At 67.0% G+C, this 15,754-nt stretch carries 13 protein-coding genes; 10 read left to right on the top strand and 3 right to left on the bottom strand.

Features of this window, described 5'->3' with window-relative positions:
• Window positions 1-37: 37 nt before the first annotated feature.
• Window positions 38-769 carry a ribosome biogenesis GTP-binding protein YihA/YsxC gene (gene yihA / locus ACE3QP_RS15255; RefSeq protein WP_374437343.1) on the bottom strand — a complete coding sequence of 244 codons (732 nt, stop codon included), beginning with the start codon at window positions 767-769 and terminating at the stop codon, window positions 38-40.
• A gap of 108 nt (window positions 770-877) precedes the next feature.
• Here yihA and ACE3QP_RS15250 point away from each other — a divergent pair, with 108 nt between their 5' ends.
• The 9 genes from ACE3QP_RS15250 to ACE3QP_RS15210 all read left to right on the top strand — a co-directional run bounded on the left by ACE3QP_RS15250 (window position 878) and on the right by ACE3QP_RS15210 (window position 13,362).
• Window positions 878-1,492, top strand: a complete 615-nt coding sequence (locus ACE3QP_RS15250) for a cytochrome c (protein ID WP_374437342.1) — start codon at window positions 878-880, stop codon at window positions 1,490-1,492.
• Between the two features lie 97 nt (window positions 1,493-1,589).
• On the top strand, window positions 1,590-3,620 hold the full coding sequence (locus ACE3QP_RS15245) for a cytochrome c biogenesis protein ResB (RefSeq protein ID WP_374437341.1): 2,031 nt from the start codon (window positions 1,590-1,592) through the stop codon (window positions 3,618-3,620).
• A complete protein-coding gene (gene ccsB, locus ACE3QP_RS15240) occupies window positions 3,617-4,963 on the top strand; it encodes a c-type cytochrome biogenesis protein CcsB (RefSeq protein ID WP_374437340.1) in 1,347 nt (448 codons plus the stop codon). Before ACE3QP_RS15245 ends, ccsB begins: the two co-directional genes overlap by 4 nt.
• A complete protein-coding gene (locus tag ACE3QP_RS15235; RefSeq protein ID WP_374437339.1) occupies window positions 4,963-5,793 on the top strand; it encodes a substrate-binding periplasmic protein in 831 nt (276 codons plus the stop codon). Before ccsB ends, ACE3QP_RS15235 begins: the two co-directional genes overlap by 1 nt.
• Window positions 5,774-6,703: a protein-methionine-sulfoxide reductase catalytic subunit MsrP gene (gene msrP / locus ACE3QP_RS15230; protein ID WP_374437338.1), complete on the top strand. Its 930-nt coding sequence runs from the start codon at window positions 5,774-5,776 to the stop codon at window positions 6,701-6,703. Before ACE3QP_RS15235 ends, msrP begins: the two co-directional genes overlap by 20 nt.
• Window positions 6,694-7,308 (top strand): sulfite oxidase heme-binding subunit YedZ, encoded by a 615-nt coding sequence (locus ACE3QP_RS15225; protein ID WP_374437337.1) that lies wholly within the window; start codon window positions 6,694-6,696, stop codon window positions 7,306-7,308. The genes msrP and ACE3QP_RS15225 overlap by 10 nt, the downstream gene beginning before the upstream one ends.
• 121 nt (window positions 7,309-7,429) lie before the next feature.
• Entirely contained in the window at window positions 7,430-9,106 is a 1,677-nt protein-coding gene (locus ACE3QP_RS15220; protein ID WP_374437336.1) for a DUF1800 family protein, read from the top strand.
• A complete protein-coding gene (locus ACE3QP_RS15215) occupies window positions 9,103-10,452 on the top strand; it encodes a DUF1501 domain-containing protein (protein ID WP_374437335.1) in 1,350 nt (449 codons plus the stop codon). Before ACE3QP_RS15220 ends, ACE3QP_RS15215 begins: the two co-directional genes overlap by 4 nt.
• 3 nt (window positions 10,453-10,455) lie before the next feature.
• Window positions 10,456-13,362: an Ig-like domain-containing protein gene (locus tag ACE3QP_RS15210; protein WP_374437334.1), complete on the top strand. Its 2,907-nt coding sequence runs from the start codon at window positions 10,456-10,458 to the stop codon at window positions 13,360-13,362.
• Here the strand turns inward: ACE3QP_RS15210 and ACE3QP_RS15205 are convergent, their stop codons facing one another.
• On the bottom strand, window positions 13,363-13,974 hold the full coding sequence (locus ACE3QP_RS15205) for a LysE family translocator (RefSeq protein WP_374437333.1): 612 nt from the start codon (window positions 13,972-13,974) through the stop codon (window positions 13,363-13,365).
• Window positions 13,971-14,228, bottom strand: a complete 258-nt coding sequence (locus ACE3QP_RS15200; RefSeq protein ID WP_374437332.1) for a DUF1653 domain-containing protein — start codon at window positions 14,226-14,228, stop codon at window positions 13,971-13,973. The genes ACE3QP_RS15205 and ACE3QP_RS15200 overlap by 4 nt, the downstream gene beginning before the upstream one ends.
• A 93-nt stretch (window positions 14,229-14,321) precedes the next feature.
• On the opposite strand from ACE3QP_RS15200, the gene ACE3QP_RS15195 reads away from it, so the two are divergent.
• Complete coding sequence (locus ACE3QP_RS15195) at window positions 14,322-15,473, top strand: sugar-transfer associated ATP-grasp domain-containing protein (protein WP_374437331.1); 1,152 nt, start codon at window positions 14,322-14,324, stop codon at window positions 15,471-15,473.
• The last annotated feature ends 281 nt before the right edge of the window (window positions 15,474-15,754 follow it).

Below are 15,754 nucleotides of genomic sequence, written 5' to 3'. Positions count from 1 at the left end.
CTGACGATGACTGCACTGTGACGCCCCCCTGTTTCAGCTAGATGTCAGCGCCGTCGCCCTCGGTTTCATTCGTTGCAGCCGGCGGCGGCTGCAGCTGCGCCCACTCATGCAGGCAATGCGCGGCATCGGCCACGCCGATGTTCTTCAGCGCCGAGAACAGCGCCACGCCGATGTCGGCTTCATCGGTCAGGGCATAGGCGGCCAGCTGCTCCTGGGTGTCAGCCAGGATCTTGGCGCGCTCCTTTTGCGTGAGCTTGTCGGCCTTGGTCAGCAGCACCAACAGACGCACCTCGCCGGCGTAGATGCGCTCGGCCATGAAGTCGATCAGCTGGCGGTCCAGGTCGGTCAGGCCGTGGCGGCTGTCGACCATCTGCACCACACCCACCAGCGGGCCGCGCTCCACCAGGTAGTCGGCCATCACCTTCTGCCAGCGCGCCTTGGCGTCGCGGTTCACCGCCGCGTAGCCGTAGCCGGGCAGGTCGGCCCAGAGCTGGTTGGGGGCGTCCTTCGGACCGACGTGGAACAGGTTGATGTGCTGCGTGCGGCCCGGCGTCTTGGAGGCGAAGGCCAGACGGCGGTGCTGGGCCAGGGTGTTGATGGCGGTGCTCTTGCCGGCGTTCGAGCGGCCGACGAAGGCGACTTCGGGCAGGCCGGTCTCGGGCAGCTGGTGCAGCTGTGCCGCGGTGGTGAAGAAGCGCGCGGTGTGGGCCCAGCCGAGCACCTCGCGGTCGGTGACCGGAACGGTCGGGGTGGGGGTGGGCTCGGTCATGAGGGGCGGCATTGTAAGATTCGCGGCCTTTTTCCCGGCCCGCCCCCTGTTTGCCCTGGGCGCGGCCGTCTTGCAAGACGCTCAAAAGCCAAGAAAGCGCCCGCCACCATGAAGACGCCGCTGCGCCTCCTCGCCCTGACCCTGATCGCCGCCAGCGCCCACGCCAGTGCGCCGCAGCCCGCCGCCAAGCCCGATCTGGCCAAGGGACAGGCCATCTCGTCGCAGGTTTGTGCCGCCTGCCACACGGCCGACGGTTCGCGCGGCAGCCCGGCCAACCCCATCCTGGCCGGCCAGCACCCCGAATACCTGGCCAAGCAGCTGGCCGACTTCAAGAGCGGCAAGCGCAAGAACGCCATCATGGCGGGCTTCGCCGGCACGCTCAGCGAAGACGACATGCGCAACGTCGCTGCCTTCTACGGCAGCAAGACGGCCAAGCCGGGCTTTGCCAAGAACAAGGACAGCGTGGCCCTGGGCCAGCAGATCTACCGCGGTGGCATTGCCGCCAAGGGCGTGCCGGCCTGCGCCGGCTGCCATAGCCCGAACGGTGCCGGCCTGCCGGTGCAGTACCCGCGCGTGGGCGGCCAGCATGCCGACTACACCGAGGCCCAGCTGAACGCCTTCCGCGCCGGCTCCCGGGTGAATGTCCAGATGAGCGCGATTGCCGCCAAGATGAACGACGCCGAGATCAAGGCCGTGAGCGACTACATCGCCGGCCTGCGCTGATCCACGCCCCGTCCCCTGAAAAAGGCCAGCCCCGCGCTGGCCTTTTTTGTTTCCGCTTAAGGCAAAGCCTCCCACCCCCGGGACAATCCGGCCCGCCATGTTTTCGTCCCAGACCCGCCGCGAGCTGTTCGAGCTGCTGGCGTCGATGCGTTTCGCCATCGCGCTGCTGACCCTGATCTGCATTGCCTCCGTGATCGGCACGGTGCTCAAGCAGCGCGAACCCCTGAACAACTACATCAATGAGTTCGGGCCCTTCTGGGCCGAGCTGTTCGGCCGCCTGGACCTGTTCACGGTCTACAGCGCGCCCTGGTTCCTGGTGATCCTGGCCTTTCTGGTGATCTCCACCAGCCTGTGCATCGCCCGCCAGACGCCCAAGATCCTGCACGACTGGAAGGACGCCAAGCTGCGCGTGCGCGAGCAGTCACTCAGCGCCTACCACCATCACGCCGTGGCCGAATGGACCCAGGATGCGCTGGCCGCCCGCCAGACCCTGGCCGAACGCCTGGCCGCGCAAGGTTGGCAGCTGAAGGAGCAGGAGCGCGAAAGCGGGCGCCTGCTGGCCTCGCGCAAGGGCAAGGTGCACAAGCTCGGTTACCTGGCCGCGCATGGCGCCATCGTGCTGGTCTGCCTGGGCGGGCTGCTGGACGGCGACCTGATCGTGCGCCTGGCGCTGAAGCTGCAGGGCAAGCAGCTGTTCACCGGCTCCGGCAATGTCACGAACCCCGAGCCCTACCGCCTGGACACCCGCAATCCCAGCTTCCGTGCCAATCTGTTCGTGCCCGAGGGGCAGCGCTCCAACACCGCGGTGCTCAGCCTGCCCGGCGGCATTGCCCTGCAGGAGCTGCCCTTCGAGCTGGAGCTGAAGAAGTTCATCGTCGAGTACTACGACACCGGCATGCCCAAGCTCTTTGCCAGCGAGGTGCTGCTGCGCGACGCCGACGGCGAACGCACGGCGCGCGTCGAGGTGAACAAGCCCCTGATCCACAAGGGCATGGCGATCTACCAGAGCAGCTTCGAGGATGGCGGCTCCAAAGTGACCCTGCGTGCCGAGCCCCTGGCGGGTGGCCGCGCGCTGGAGATCGACGGCCAGGTGGGCGGCAAGCTGCCCCTGCCGAGCTTCCAGACCACGCTGGAAGTGGCCGAGCTCAGGGTCATCAACGTCGAGGACTTCGGCCAGGTGAGAGGCGCGGCCGAGGCCGCCAGCGCGCCGGCCAAGCATGCCTTCGGCGGCGGCTCGGCCGCCAAAGACCCGAGCAAGAAGACCCTGCGCAACATCGGCCCGGCCATCACCTACCGCCTGCGCGACGCCGCCGGCCAGGCGCGCGAGTTCCACAACTACATGCAGCCGGTGGAGCTGGATGGCCAGCGCGTCTACCTGATGGGCATGCGCGAGAGCAGCAATGCCGAGTTCCGCTACCTGCGCATCCCCGCCGACGAGAACGACAGCCTGGAGGGCTGGCTGCGCCTGCGCCGCGCCCTGCACGACCCGGTGCTGCGCAGCACGGCCGCACAGGCCTATGCCCATGCCGCCACCGACAAGCCCGAGCTGCGCGGCCAGCTGTCGGCCTCGGCCGACAAGGCCCTGGCCCTGCTGGCCGGCGCCGAGAAGATGGACGACGGCCCGCCCGGCGGCCTGCCGGCGCTCTCGCACTACATCGAGAAAACCGTGCCCGCGCCCGAGCGCGAACGCGTGTCGGCCGTGCTGCTGCGCGTGCTCTCGGGCGCGCTGTCGCAGCTGGACGAGACCGCGCGCCAGGCCGCCCAGGTCAGCGTCCCGCCCGCTTCCGAGCCGCGTCAGGCCTTCCTGACCCAGGCCCTGCTCTCGCTCTCCGACTCGGTCTTCTACCCCGCCCAGCACCTGTTCACCCTGCAGGGCTTCGAGCAGCGCCAGGCTTCGGTATTCCAAGTCACGCGTGCCCCTGGCCAGAAGCTGGTCTATCTGGGCGCCATATTGCTGATGCTGGGCGTGTTCGCCATGCTCTACATCCGCGAACGCCGCCTCTGGCTCTGGCTGGCACCGGCTGCAGCCGGCAGCGGCACCCAGGTGCTGCTGGCCTACTCCAGCCAGCGCCAGGGCAGCGAAACCGAGCGTGAATTCGAGCAACTCAAGACCCTGATCCAGCCATGAACACCACCGCCCTGCCCCTGCCGACCCGGTCATTGCTTGCGCGGCGCTCGCTGGCCGACTGGGCCTTTGCCGCGCTCACGCTCACCGGCCTGGCCCTGGCCTTCTGGCGCTACTCGGGCTCGATGGACGGCTACGAGCAGGGCATCCTGCTGTGCAGCGCCCCGGCGCTGATTGCCCTGGGCTGGTTCTGGAAGCCGCTGCGCACGCTCACCGTGGTGGTGGGTGCGGCCACGCTGCTGGCGCTGGCGCTGTACAGCGGCAAGAGCGACGGATTTGGTGCCGATCTGCAGGCCGGCGAGCAGCTCTTCCTGATGAAGTACGCGCTGGCCAGCCAGAGCGCCATCCTGTGGATGGCCTTCCTGGTCTTTCTCTCCACCACCTTCTACTGGGCCGCGCTGGCCTGGCGTGGCCAGGCGGCCATGCTCGAATCGGGCGGCACCAAGCTGGCCTGGGCGGCGGTGACGATGGCCCTGATCGGCACCCTGGTGCGCTGGTTCGAGAGCCACCAGATCGCCCCCGACATCGGCCACATCCCGGTCAGCAATCTGTACGAAGTCTTCGTGCTGTTCACCTGGATGACCACACTCTTCCATCTGTATTTCGAGGACCGTTTCGGCACCCGTGCGCTGGGCGCCTGGGTGATGCTGGTGGTCTCGGCCGCGGTGGGCTTCTTGCTCTGGTACTCGGCCTCGCGGGGCGCGCATGAGATCCAGCCCCTGGTGCCGGCGCTGCAGAGCTGGTGGATGAAGATCCACGTGCCGGCCAATTTCGTGGGCTACGGCTGCTTTGCGCTGGCTGCCATGGTGGCGCTGGCCTATCTGCTGAAGACCGCTGCGACCCGCTCGCTGTGGCTGGGCCTGGTGGCCCTGCCGCTGGGCCTGGTGGCAGTGCTGCTGAACTTCGCGCTGTTCGGCGGCTTCGCCGAGGGCACCACGGCCGGCCTGATCGCCTGGGCACGCAAGTTCGGCGGCGTGGGCGTCTTCCTGGCCCTGTGCGTGGGCTTACGCGCACGCGTCACCGAGCGCCTGCCCGCCCTGCCCCAGCTGGACGAACTGATGTACCGCGCCATCGCGCTGGGTTTTGCCTTCTTCACCATCGCCACCATCCTGGGCGCCTTCTGGGCCGCCGAGGCCTGGGGCGGCTACTGGAGCTGGGATCCGAAGGAAACCTGGGCGCTGATCGTCTGGCTGAACTACGCCGCCTGGCTGCACATGCGCCTCATCAAGGGCCTGCGTGGCTCCATGGCGGCCTGGTGGGCGCTGGTGGGGTTGCTGATCACCACCTTTGCCTTCCTGGGCGTCAACATGTTCCTGAGCGGATTGCATAGCTACGGAGAACTGTGATGAAGAAGTGGGCCGCGCTTCTCCTCGGTGCCTGCTGGTTCGGGGGCTGCGCGGCCGAGGCGCTGCGCATCGCGACCGGCGAGTTCCCACCCTACGCGACGGCAGGCCGCACGGACCAAGGCATCGCCTTGAGCATCGTGCATCGCGCCTTCGAACTGGGCGGGCACCAGGTGCAGTTCACCTTTTTGCCCTGGTCGCGCGCGCAGCTGGAAACTGAACGCGGCCACTGGGACGCCTCAGCGCACTGGGGCGCATCGGACGAGCGCAAGGCCAAGTTCCTGCTCAGCGACAACTTGCTGACCGAGCAATGGGTCTTCCTGCACCGGCGCGCGATGAAATTCGACTGGAGCGCGCTCGAAGACCTGTACCCCTACGTCATCGGCATGACGCGCGACTACACCTACACGCCCGAACTGTGGGCCGCGGCACGTGCCGGGCGACTCATCAGCTCCTCGGTTCCAAATGATCTGGCCGGGCTGAAGATGCTGCAGGCCGGCCGCATCGATGTGCTGCCGCTGGAGCGCAACGTGGCCTGCGATCTGCTGGTGCAGCACTTCGACGATGCCGCCGCCGGCCAACTGGCCGCGCATCCGCGCCCGATGACCGATCTGTTCAGCACCCATGTCATCTTCCCGAAGGACAAGGCGCGCAGCGAGCAGTTGCGCGCCGACTTCAACCGCGGTCTGAAGAAGCTGCGCGAGACCCCCGAGTACAACAAGCTGCGCACCAACGTGCGCTGCCCCAGCAGTTGGGCCGTTGTAAGGAGTGCCGCCCCAGATGCGACGCATGTGGCCCATCAGGAGTCCGCGCATGAAAGTCCCCGCCTCTGAGATCACCCCGCGCGCGCTGTTCGAGCAGCGCCGCCTGCTGCTCAGCGCCCTGGCCCTGCCCACCACATTGGCGGCTAGCCCCGCTCTGGCCAAGGGCGCGCCCCTGGCGGCCACACGCAGCGCGCTGCCCGGCGCCCTGGTGATGGACAAGCCCACCGAGTACCGCGACGCCACCAACTACAACAACTACTACGAGTTCGGCCTCGACAAGGACGAACCGGCCCGCCAGGCCCAGCGCCTGCGCACCCAGCCCTGGACGGTGCAGGTGGATGGCGAATGCCTGAAGCCGCAGACCTTCGGTCTGGAAGAGCTGCTCAAGCTCGCCCCGATGGAAGAGCGCATCTACCGGCTGCGCTGTGTCGAGGGCTGGAGCATGGTGATTCCGTGGATCGGCTACTCGCTCGCCGAGCTGCTGAAGAAGGTGGAGCCCACGGGCAAGGCCAAGTACGTCGAATTCGTGACTTTGGCCGACAAGGCGCAGATGCCCGGCCTCTCGGCCAACGTGCTGGACTGGCCCTATCGCGAGGGCTTGCGCCTGGACGAGGCCCTGCACCCGCTCACGCTCCTGAGCTTTGGCATGTACGGCGAGGTGTTGCCCAAGCAAAACGGGGCGCCGCTGCGCCTGGTGGTGCCCTGGAAGTACGGCTTCAAGTCGGCCAAGAGCCTGGTGCGCATCCGCCTGACCGAAAAGATGCCGGTGACGAGCTGGAACGCCGCCGCGCCGCGCGAATACGGCTTCTTCAGCAACGTGAACCCGCAGGTGGACCACCCGCGCTGGAGCCAGGCCAGCGAGCGCCGCATCGGCGAGGACGGCCTGTTCGCCAAGCGCCGCCCCACGCTGCTGTTCAACGGCTACGCCGAGCAGGTGGGGCAGCTCTACACCGGCATGGACCTGCGCCGGTGGTTTTGAACGCCCTGACGCACCGCGCCGCCAAGCCCCTCGCGCACCTGCTGTGCGCGCTGCCCCTGGCTTGGCTGGTCTATGCCGCGGCCACGAACCAGCTCGGTGCCAACCCAGCCGAGGCCCTGATCCGCGGCCTGGGTGACTGGGCGCTCAAGGGCCTGCTGCTGACGCTCGCCATCACGCCGCTGCGCCAGAAGTTCCACCTGCCCGCGCTGCTACGTTTTCGGCGCCTGATCGGCGTCTGGACTTTCGCCTACGCCAGCCTGCATCTGCTGGCCTATGCCTGGCTGGACATGGGGCTGGACCTCGGTGAGATCGCCCGCGACATCGCCAAGCGCCCCTTCATTCTCGTCGGCATGCTCAGCTTCGCCCTGCTGCTGCCGCTGGCCGCCACCTCGTTCAACGCCGCCGTGCGCTGGCTGGGCGGCAAGCGCTGGCAAGCCCTGCACCGGCTGGTCTATCTGATTCCGTTCACGGTGGGCCTGCACTTCTGGTGGATGCGGGCGGGCAAGAACAACTTTGGCGATCCGTTCTTCTACAGCCTGCTGTTTGGGCTGGTGCTGGGGTGGCGCGGGTGGCGTTGGTTGAAGCCAAGGCTGGCGGCGGCCTGACGCGGTCCACGCCAGCCGTCGGGTCCCTCAAATCGGTGACAAGAAGTGCGCCTGAGCCCCGTTCTAATCGCGGGCCAGCCCAGGTGCAAGCCTGCCGCCGCATGCCAGGAAGGATCTCATCTTGAACCGAACCGTTGCCCGGTGGCCACTCAGCGTGCTGCCGCTGCTCGCCTTGCTGTCCGCCTGCGGCAGCGACCCCGGCCCAGACGCTTCGCCCGCACCGAGTCCCTCGCAGGGGCAGGTGGCGCCTGCGAGCGCGGCGCAGCAGGTCAGCTTCTACGCCGCCTCGCGCTTTGCCGAGCAAGCGAGCTTTGGCCCCACACCGGCCCTGGTGGCGGAGGTTCAGGCCAAAGGTTTTGAGCGCTGGATTGACGAGCAACTGGCGCTGCCCGCCTCGGGCTTCGACTTGAGCGTCTACCTCAAGGATCCCAAGCCAGCCCCAGTGGGCGTCTATCACCGCTTCGAGCAGGAGATGGCGCAGCTGTTTCACGCCGCACCCGATCAGTTGCGCCTGCGCATGAGTTGGTCGCTGTCGCAGTTCCTGGTGATTGCCTCCGGAAAGATCGAGCCCGCTGGCGTCACGACGTACCTGAATCTGCTCCAGCAGCATGGCCTGGGCCGCTACGCGGAGTTGCTGGAGCAGATCAGCCGCAACCCGGCCATGGGGTTCTACCTGGACAACACCCAGAACCGCCCCAAGAGCGCGCAATGCCCAGCCTGCGCCCCCAACGAGAACTACGCGCGCGAGCTGATGCAGCTGTTCAGCATCGGCGTGGTGAAGCTCAATCCGGACGGCACCCCGGTGCGCGACGCCAAGGGCAGGTTTGTCGAAACCTACAGCCAGCGCGATGTCGAGGAACTGGCCCGCGTGCTGTCAGGCTGGCGCTGGAAAGAGGCCGGCCCCGGCGCCTCGGTCTGGACCTTTTACGTCGAACCCATGGTGCCCTCGCCCTACGCGCATGAGCGGGACTCCGGCGCCAAACGGGTGCTGGGGCGCGAATTCCCGGCGGGGCAAAGCCACGATAAAGACCTGCGCGATGCGGTGGAACTGCTCACCAGCCACCCCAATGCCGCGCCCTTCGTGGCCGTGCGATTGATCCAGCACTTCGTCAAGAGCCAGCCCTCGCCGGCTTATGTGCAGCGCGTAGCAGCCAAGTTCCGCGATAACGGGCAAGGCCTTGTGGGAGACATGAAAGCGGTGCTCAAGGCGGTGCTCCTGGACCCCGAGGCCCGCGCCGGCGACACCCCCACCTCGAACGCAACGCAGGACGGCAAGTTCCGCGAACCGCTGCTCTTCGCCACGGCCCTGTGGCGCGGCCTGGGCTGCCGCAGCTACCCGGCCTACGACTGGGGAGGACCGGCCATGACGCAGGCGCAAAAGCCCTTCAATGCGGCCTCGGTGTTCAGCTTCTATGCGCCCACTGATCGCGCGCCAGGCAGCAACTTGCTCGCCCCCGAACAACGCCTGTTCACCCAGGTCGAGCTGCGGGAGCGACTGCAGTTGCCGACTGCCGTGATCACTTGGCTTCCGAGCGGCGGGCGGCGCTATGACGGTTACGAGAAGGCCGGTTGCCCCGTCGATGAACTGGCCGCCCAGTTTGCGCATTCACCCGCAGCCTTTGCCGACTGGGTGTCGCGCCGCTACTTCCGTGCTGCCATGCCGCCGACGCTGCGCAACACCGTGGCGCAGTTCATGGCCGACCCCCAGGCCCCGTTCCAGCGCGAGGACGCCCGCCACGGCGCCCTGATGACCCTGGGCTACGCCCTGAGCACCCCCAGCTACGGAGTGATGCGATGAGCCTGAACCGACGTCAATGGCTGGCCCGCTGTGCGGCCGGCGGCTTAGCCACCGGCTTGGGTGCGTGGAGCCTGCGGGGCAACGCCGCGCCGGGCGACTACCGCAGCTTGGTCGTGATTTACCTGGATGGCGGCAACGATGGCAGCGATTGCCTGGTGCCCACCGATGGCGCCTACGCCGATTACGCCCGCTGCCGACAGAACCTGGCCCTGCCCAAGGAAAGCCTGCTCGCGCTGCCCGCCCCCACCATCGGCCACAGCTTTGGGCTGCACCCGGCCCTGGGGCCGCTGCGTGGGCTCTACGAACAAGGGCGTCTGGGCTTCATTGCCAACGTGGGGCCGCTGGTGGAGCCTTGCACCGCCGCCAGCATCCTGGCCGGCCAGTCCGATGTGCCGCCGCTGCTGGGTTCGCACAGCGACCAGACCGCCATCGTGCAGGGCTGGGGGGTTTCGGAAGACCAGAGTGGCTGGGCCGGACGTGGGCTGGAACTGCTGCCGGCGCGCCTGCGCCACGGCCTGAGCGCCCTCACCTGGAGTACCCATCGCACTCTGGTGCAGGGGCGCCGCTCACCGGTGTCCTACTTCGACCCCGAGGGCAGCAGTTGGTGGGGTCTGGGGGATTTGCTCCGACCTCAAGAAGCCGGCATGCAAATGTTGGCGCGTATGGCGCAATGGCAGTCCGCAAACGCCTACGAGGCTGAGTACGCACGTACCTTTTCCACGGGCTTTAGTGACGCCACCGCCGTGGCCAAGGCCATGGCCCAGGCCCAGACACCCAGCCAGGATTTCGGCAGCAACGACCGCATTGCCACCGGGCTGCGCCGCCTGGCTTCGGTGCTACCCGTTTTCAAGGCCCAGGGCCTGAAGCGCCAGGTCTTCCAACTGCACTGGGGCGGCTTTGACACCCATGCCAACCAGCGTGGCAGCGGCAGCACCACGCAGGACGCGCAGCTTGACCTGCTGGCCAAGGCCCTGGCGGCTTTCGACGCGGCCAATCGCGCCAGTGGCATGGATCAGGAGGTGGTGACGCTGGTGATGACCGAGTTCGGCCGCACCCTGCGGCCGGGCTCCGGCGGCGGCAGCGAACACGGCTGGGGCAACCACTGGTGGCTGTTCGGCGGCCCCGTGGCAGGCGGTCAGGCGGTGGGCACCTTCCCCAGCCTCGTGCTGGGCGGCCCGGACGACAGCGACGGCGGCAAGAACGGCCGGCTGGTGCCGAGTCTCAGCAGCGACCAGGTCGGTGCCACGCTGATGGAGTGGCTTGGTTTGGAGTCTGCTGCCTTGCTTGACGTGTTCCCCCTGCTGGCGAACTTCCCCACCAAGACCCTGCCGCTGCTGCGCGCCTGAGCCATGGCCGATATCCGACTGACCGCTGGAAATGACGTCTACATCCAGCCCGAAGAGGCCGCCAACGAATGGAACGATGTGTATGGCGGTGATGGCCACGACACGATCAAGCTGCGCATGGGCGTGGCCATTGGCGGCAAGGGCAACGACCACATCGAGCGCATTGCGGGCGGCTTCGGCACCCTGCAGGCTGCCTACTGGGATGCCGGCGACGGCCTGCGCGTCAACCTGGCAGAAGGATGGGCCGAGGATGGCCAGGGGGGCCGCGACACCTTGATCGGCGTCACCGTCGTCCACGGCAGTGGCGCACAGAACGCTTGGCTTCAAGGCTCAGACCGGGACGAGTACTACTGGACCAACGGTGGTTCGGACGAGTTTTTCGGTGGCGCGGGCCGCGACGGCGCCGCCCTGAACGGTTGGTTCGAGCCCGCCCCAGGCCAGCCCTGGCGCGAGGCCTTGTTGTCGGACTTGGACATCCAGGTCTCGGCCGACGGACGCATCGCCCTCATCACTCCGAAGAGCGGCAAGGGCATCAGCATCAAGCTGGTGGATGTCGAGTACGTGGATGTGCAGCTCAAGCCCGGGGGGGATTGGCGCACCCTGGTGCGCTTTGATCTGACCGACTTCATCCAACCCGAGACCCAGGCCCGTGAAGGCCTGCTGGCCGGCAGCGGCGCGCGCTGGAATGCCAGCCAGCCTTTGGGCAGTGCCGTCGCGCTGACCTACAGCTTCGTGCAGCAATCCAGCGAGCCGGGCTTTCGCCCCTTCACAGCGGCGGAGCAGCAGTTGGTGCGCGAGCTGCTGGCGCAAACCGCCAGCCTGACGCAACTGAGCTTCACGGAAGTGACCGAGTCTGGCAGCACGGCCGGGCAGCTGCGCTTCGGCATCAGCCAGCAGGCCAGCACCAAGGGCCAGGCCTATTTGCCCGGCAGCGGGGGCGAGCGTGCGGGCGATGTGTGGATGGACGTGGAGTCCATGGCCCAACTCAGCCCCGGCAGCGAGGGCTACCAGGCGCTGCTGCATGAGCTGGGCCACGCCCTGGGACTGCGGCACCCACGCAACGTGGACCCGGGCGACAGCTGGCCGACCCAGCTCAGCGAAGCCGATGACCGCAGCGCACTGAGCGTGATGTCGCAGGTGCTCTCCAGCGACGGGCTGTTCCGCGCGGAATGGGGGCCGCTGGATGTGCTGGCTCTGCGACAGCTCTACGGCAGCCGCAGCAGCGCCGCAAGCGACACCCTGCACCGCCTCAGCGCCAGCGACGGCCAGATGCAGACCACCCTGGTGGATGACGGGGGCATCGACACCCTCGACGCCTCTGCCTTGGGCAGCGGCGTGAGCCTGGACCTGCGGCCCGGGCGGCAAAGCAGCACCGGCACGGCGGACGATGGCCGCACGGCAGTGGGCAACCTGGGCATCGCGGGCGGCAGCTGGATTGAGCACGCCATTGGCACCGCGCTAGACGACGTGCTGCTGGGCAACAGCCTGGACAACCAGCTCACTGGCGGCCTGGGCAATGACTGGCTGGACGGCGCCGAGGGTACCGACACCGCGGTGTTCAGCGGCCGCCGTGCGGACTACGAGCTCAGTACGGCCTTCGGCAAGACCTATGTCAAGGCGCGCGATGGCCTGAGCGGCTTCGACACCCTGGTGAACATCGAACGCCTGCAGTTCAGCGATGGCCTGGTGACGCTGGCCGCCAGCGCCTTGGGCAGCGATGTGGTGGTGCGAGTAGACGAGGACAGCGCGCTCAGCCTGCGCCTGCCCGACCCCAGCGACTTGGCGCGCACCGCCGTGACCTACCGCCTGCTGGGCAGCGCGAGCAACGGGCAAGCCAACCTGAGTGCCGATGGGCAGCTGAGCTACACGCCCAAGGCCAATTTCTGGGGCGTGGAAGCGCTCCGCTTCGAAATCAGCAGCAGCAGCGGCAGCAACCACTACCTCGTGCATGTGGAGGTGCTGCCCGTAAACGACGCAGCGCCCCAGGTCAGCGACCTCACGGTGCGTGCGCTCTCCGGCGGCCTGCTGCGCGGCCAACTGCCGCCGGCCAGCGACGCCGATGGCGATGCCCTGAGCTATGCGCTGGCCATCGAACCCGGCCAGGGCACGGCCCTGGTGGGCACCGCGGGCGCCTTCGAGTACCGCGCCCCGGCCGGTTTTGCCGGGCCCGACCGCTTCAGCTTCAGCGTCAGCGATGGCCAGGGCGGCATCACCCTGCGCAGCGTGACGCTGGACGTGGTGGCCGCCCGCCGTGGCACCGACGGCCCTGACGTCCTGGGCGACAGCCCGTTGGCCGATCGCTTCGAAGCCGGTGCTGGCAATGACCGCATCACCGGCGGCGCTGGCGACGACCAAATCGACGGCGGTGCCGGCATCGACACCGCCGTGTACGCCGGCGCGCGCGTGCCGCTGAGCCGCAGCACCGAAGGCTGGACCCTGAGCGCCGGCAGCGAAGGGCGTGACCTCCTCAGCCAGGTAGAGCGCGTGCAGTTCGCCAATGCCCATGTGGCACTGGACCTGGATGGGCACGCCGGCTCCACGGCGCAGATCCTGCGTGCGCTGTTCGGCAAGGACTTCCTGGCCAACCCCACTTTCGTGGGCATCGGCCTGCAACTCTTTGATGCCGGCGTGCCTTATGCCGACGTGGTGCGGCTGGCGCTGGGCACCGAGCTCTTTGCTCAGCTGGCGGGCGGGCGCTCCCACAGCGCCTTTGTGCAGCATGTCTACGAGAACGTGATGGGCATGGCGCCGAGTGCGGCAGACCTGGCCGGTTTCACGGCCCTGCTGGATCAGGGCGTCTACACGCAGGAGTCCCTGGCCCTGCTGGCCTGCCAGATCGAGTTCAACACCCAAAGCGTGGAACTCGTCGGCCTGGCCGCCAGCGGCCTGGAGTTCCTGCCCGCCGGCTGATCAGCGCCGTGCCAGGGCCAGGGCCGCGCCGAAGCCCATGAAGGTCAGCGCGGCGCCGCGGTTCACCAGCCGCCCGCCGCGCTCCGAGCTGAGCCAGCGCCGCGCGCCCTGGGCGCCCAGGGCATAGGCGCAGTGAATCAGCACCACCAGCGCGCTGTAGCTCAGCACCAGCAGCAGAAATTGCGGCCAGTAGGCACGGCCCGGCTCGATGAACTGCGGGAACACCGAGAGGAAAAAGAAGATCGCCTTGGGGTTGGAGAACTGCAAGGTGATGCCCGCCGCGAAGCGGCGCGAGAAAGAGGCCGCCGCCACCTCCCGGGCCCCCAGGTGCAGCGGCGGCGCGCGCCATAGGCGCAGGCCCAAGTAGATGAGGTACAGCGCGCCCATCCACTTCACCACCGTGAAGGCGAGCGCAGAGCCGGCCAGCAGCAGGCCCAGGCTGGTGGCCGAAAGCGCCGCCACCACGCCCGCGCCGCAGGCCACGCCCAGGATGCCGCCCCAGGCGCCGCGCAGGCCAAAGCGCAGCGCGTTGGAAAGCGTCATCACCACGCCAGGGCCCGGGCTCAGCACCGTCAGCGCGGCGACGGCCAGAAAGAGCAAATACAGGCTCATGGCCCGATGTGCTCGAAACGCACCCGCTGTTGGCCGTCCACCTCCAGCGTGCCGAAGAACATCGCGTGCGGGCGCGCCCACAGGCCACTGGCGTTGTAGAGCGGGCGGTAGACCACCAGGGGCTCCAGGGTCTCGCTGTGGCGGGCGCAGCCGATCACCTCGTACTCGCCGCCCTTGTAGTGGCGGTAGCGGCCGGTGGGGGTGGCGGGCAGCGGGGGCAGGTCGGTGCTCCTAGTGAAACTCGTACAGTTCATCCCATCGCCAAAGCCCTCACAACTCCGGCGCGCTGCAAGTTTGCAGCTGGAATCCGACGCATTGGCCACATCAGCTCACAAATCAAGACCTCAATGAACCTGACCCACGCCTACTTGAAAGCTGCAGCAGATTCCGGCCGAGGCGTCCTGTCCCTGCTGATGGAAGCGGCCCGACTTCGTCTTTCCCCAACAAGGTTGGGCCTGTCGGAATACATCGACTTCCAGCTCTACAAGACCGATATCGCGTGGGAAAAGAAGAGAGCCTTTGGCGGTCAGAGAACGCAGGCAGCGGCGGAAGAACTGCTGATTGATGACTACTCGCGATTCCTTAGCCTTGACAAGGTGACGATGTACGCCTTGCTGGCTGGCTTGAACTTGCCGATTCCGAAGATCAGAGCTGTGTACCGGTCGCTCCGACCAAACGCCATCGGCTCGCTGAACAGCGCGGACCAGCTGGCGGAGTTCATCTCCATTCCAGACAACTTGCCGCTTTACATCAAGCGCTCATTCGGTTCGTACGGCAGAGGTAATGTGTTGGTCAAAGGGTATGAGATGGGGTTCGTGCTCCTGGGCAACGGCGAAAGGGAACCAATCGCGGACTTCTGCGCTTCGCTAGATGACGGCCGCACCTTGGGCTGGATCCTGCAGGATCCATTGACCCCTCATAGAAACATTGCAGCACTCACAGGCTCGAACAAGATTTCCGGGCTTCGAGTTCACACCTTTTTGCAGAGTGACGCAGTCAAAGTCACCAAGGCCATTTTTAAGGTCAACGCCGGTGTGCGCGACTCGGACAACTTCGAACACGGCGCAAGCGGCAACATGCTGGCTGCCCTGGACATCCGCTCGGGCAGAGTGATCAGGGCCATTGCTGGTGTTGGACTTCACCAGACACAGCTCCAGCAACATCCCCGCACCCAGATCCCTTTAGTCGACTTTGAAATACCTTACTGGAGAGAGGTCGTTGATTTGGTCACCGATGCGCAGAAGGCTTTCCCAGGCTTCATCTGTCCTGGCTGGGACATAGCGATTTGTGATGACGGTCCGAAGATTTTGGAGGTTAATACCTTTGGCGATGTCGACTTGTCCCAGCACGCGTACAGGCGCAGCTTCTTCGACGAGGAGTTCATGTCCTGCTTGCAAAGTCGGCACCTGGGCGACTTCCTATTTTCTCAAGCCGACCAGCACAAAGTCTCCAAGGCAAATAATCGCAAGGGAGCCCGCCGCCGCCATTGGCGCTGGTAGCGGCCAAATCCGGCCCCTCGTCGTTTCGTGTGGAACCCAACACCAACAATCGTGGTCGTAGCTCGGGCCCTGTGGGCATGTGGGCAGGCCGCGCAGTAGGCTGTCCACATGTCCATGGGGCGGTCTGATTAGTAATGTGCCTCAGCACCGCCACGGATCTCCGGAATTGGATGCGGCGGACAGCGCGCCACATTCACGATGAGTCGGGCGACGAGGCCGCGCAGCTCGAAGCGGCGGTTGAAGCGGTAGGCGAAGGCGGCGAGGTAAGTGTCGGCATGCTT

Source organism: Inhella sp. (genome assembly GCF_041912635.1).
Classification (GTDB): Bacteria; Pseudomonadota; Gammaproteobacteria; order Burkholderiales; family Burkholderiaceae_C; genus Inhella.
This window is presented reverse-complemented; position numbering and strand designations above follow the sequence as displayed.

Bases quoted from the DNA above. Each gene is read 5' to 3' on its own strand.
- ccsB (WP_374437340.1), top strand. From the start codon at position 3,617: ATGAACACCACCGCCCTGCCCCTGCCGACCCGGTCATTGCTTGCGCGG.
- ACE3QP_RS15235 (WP_374437339.1), top strand. From the start codon at position 4,963: ATGAAGAAGTGGGCCGCGCTTCTCCTCGGTGCCTGCTGGTTCGGGGGC.
- ACE3QP_RS15195 (WP_374437331.1), top strand. From the start codon at position 14,322: ATGAACCTGACCCACGCCTACTTGAAAGCTGCAGCAGATTCCGGCCGA.
- ACE3QP_RS15200 (WP_374437332.1), bottom strand. From the start codon at position 14,228: ATGAACTGTACGAGTTTCACTAGGAGCACCGACCTGCCCCCGCTGCCC.
- ACE3QP_RS15205 (WP_374437333.1), bottom strand. From the start codon at position 13,974: ATGAGCCTGTATTTGCTCTTTCTGGCCGTCGCCGCGCTGACGGTGCTG.
- ACE3QP_RS15250 (WP_374437342.1), top strand. From the start codon at position 878: ATGAAGACGCCGCTGCGCCTCCTCGCCCTGACCCTGATCGCCGCCAGC.
- ACE3QP_RS15245 (WP_374437341.1), top strand. From the start codon at position 1,590: ATGTTTTCGTCCCAGACCCGCCGCGAGCTGTTCGAGCTGCTGGCGTCG.
- msrP (WP_374437338.1), top strand. From the start codon at position 5,774: ATGAAAGTCCCCGCCTCTGAGATCACCCCGCGCGCGCTGTTCGAGCAG.
- ACE3QP_RS15210 (WP_374437334.1), top strand. From the start codon at position 10,456: ATGGCCGATATCCGACTGACCGCTGGAAATGACGTCTACATCCAGCCC.
- ACE3QP_RS15215 (WP_374437335.1), top strand. From the start codon at position 9,103: ATGAGCCTGAACCGACGTCAATGGCTGGCCCGCTGTGCGGCCGGCGGC.
- yihA (WP_374437343.1), bottom strand. From the start codon at position 769: ATGACCGAGCCCACCCCCACCCCGACCGTTCCGGTCACCGACCGCGAG.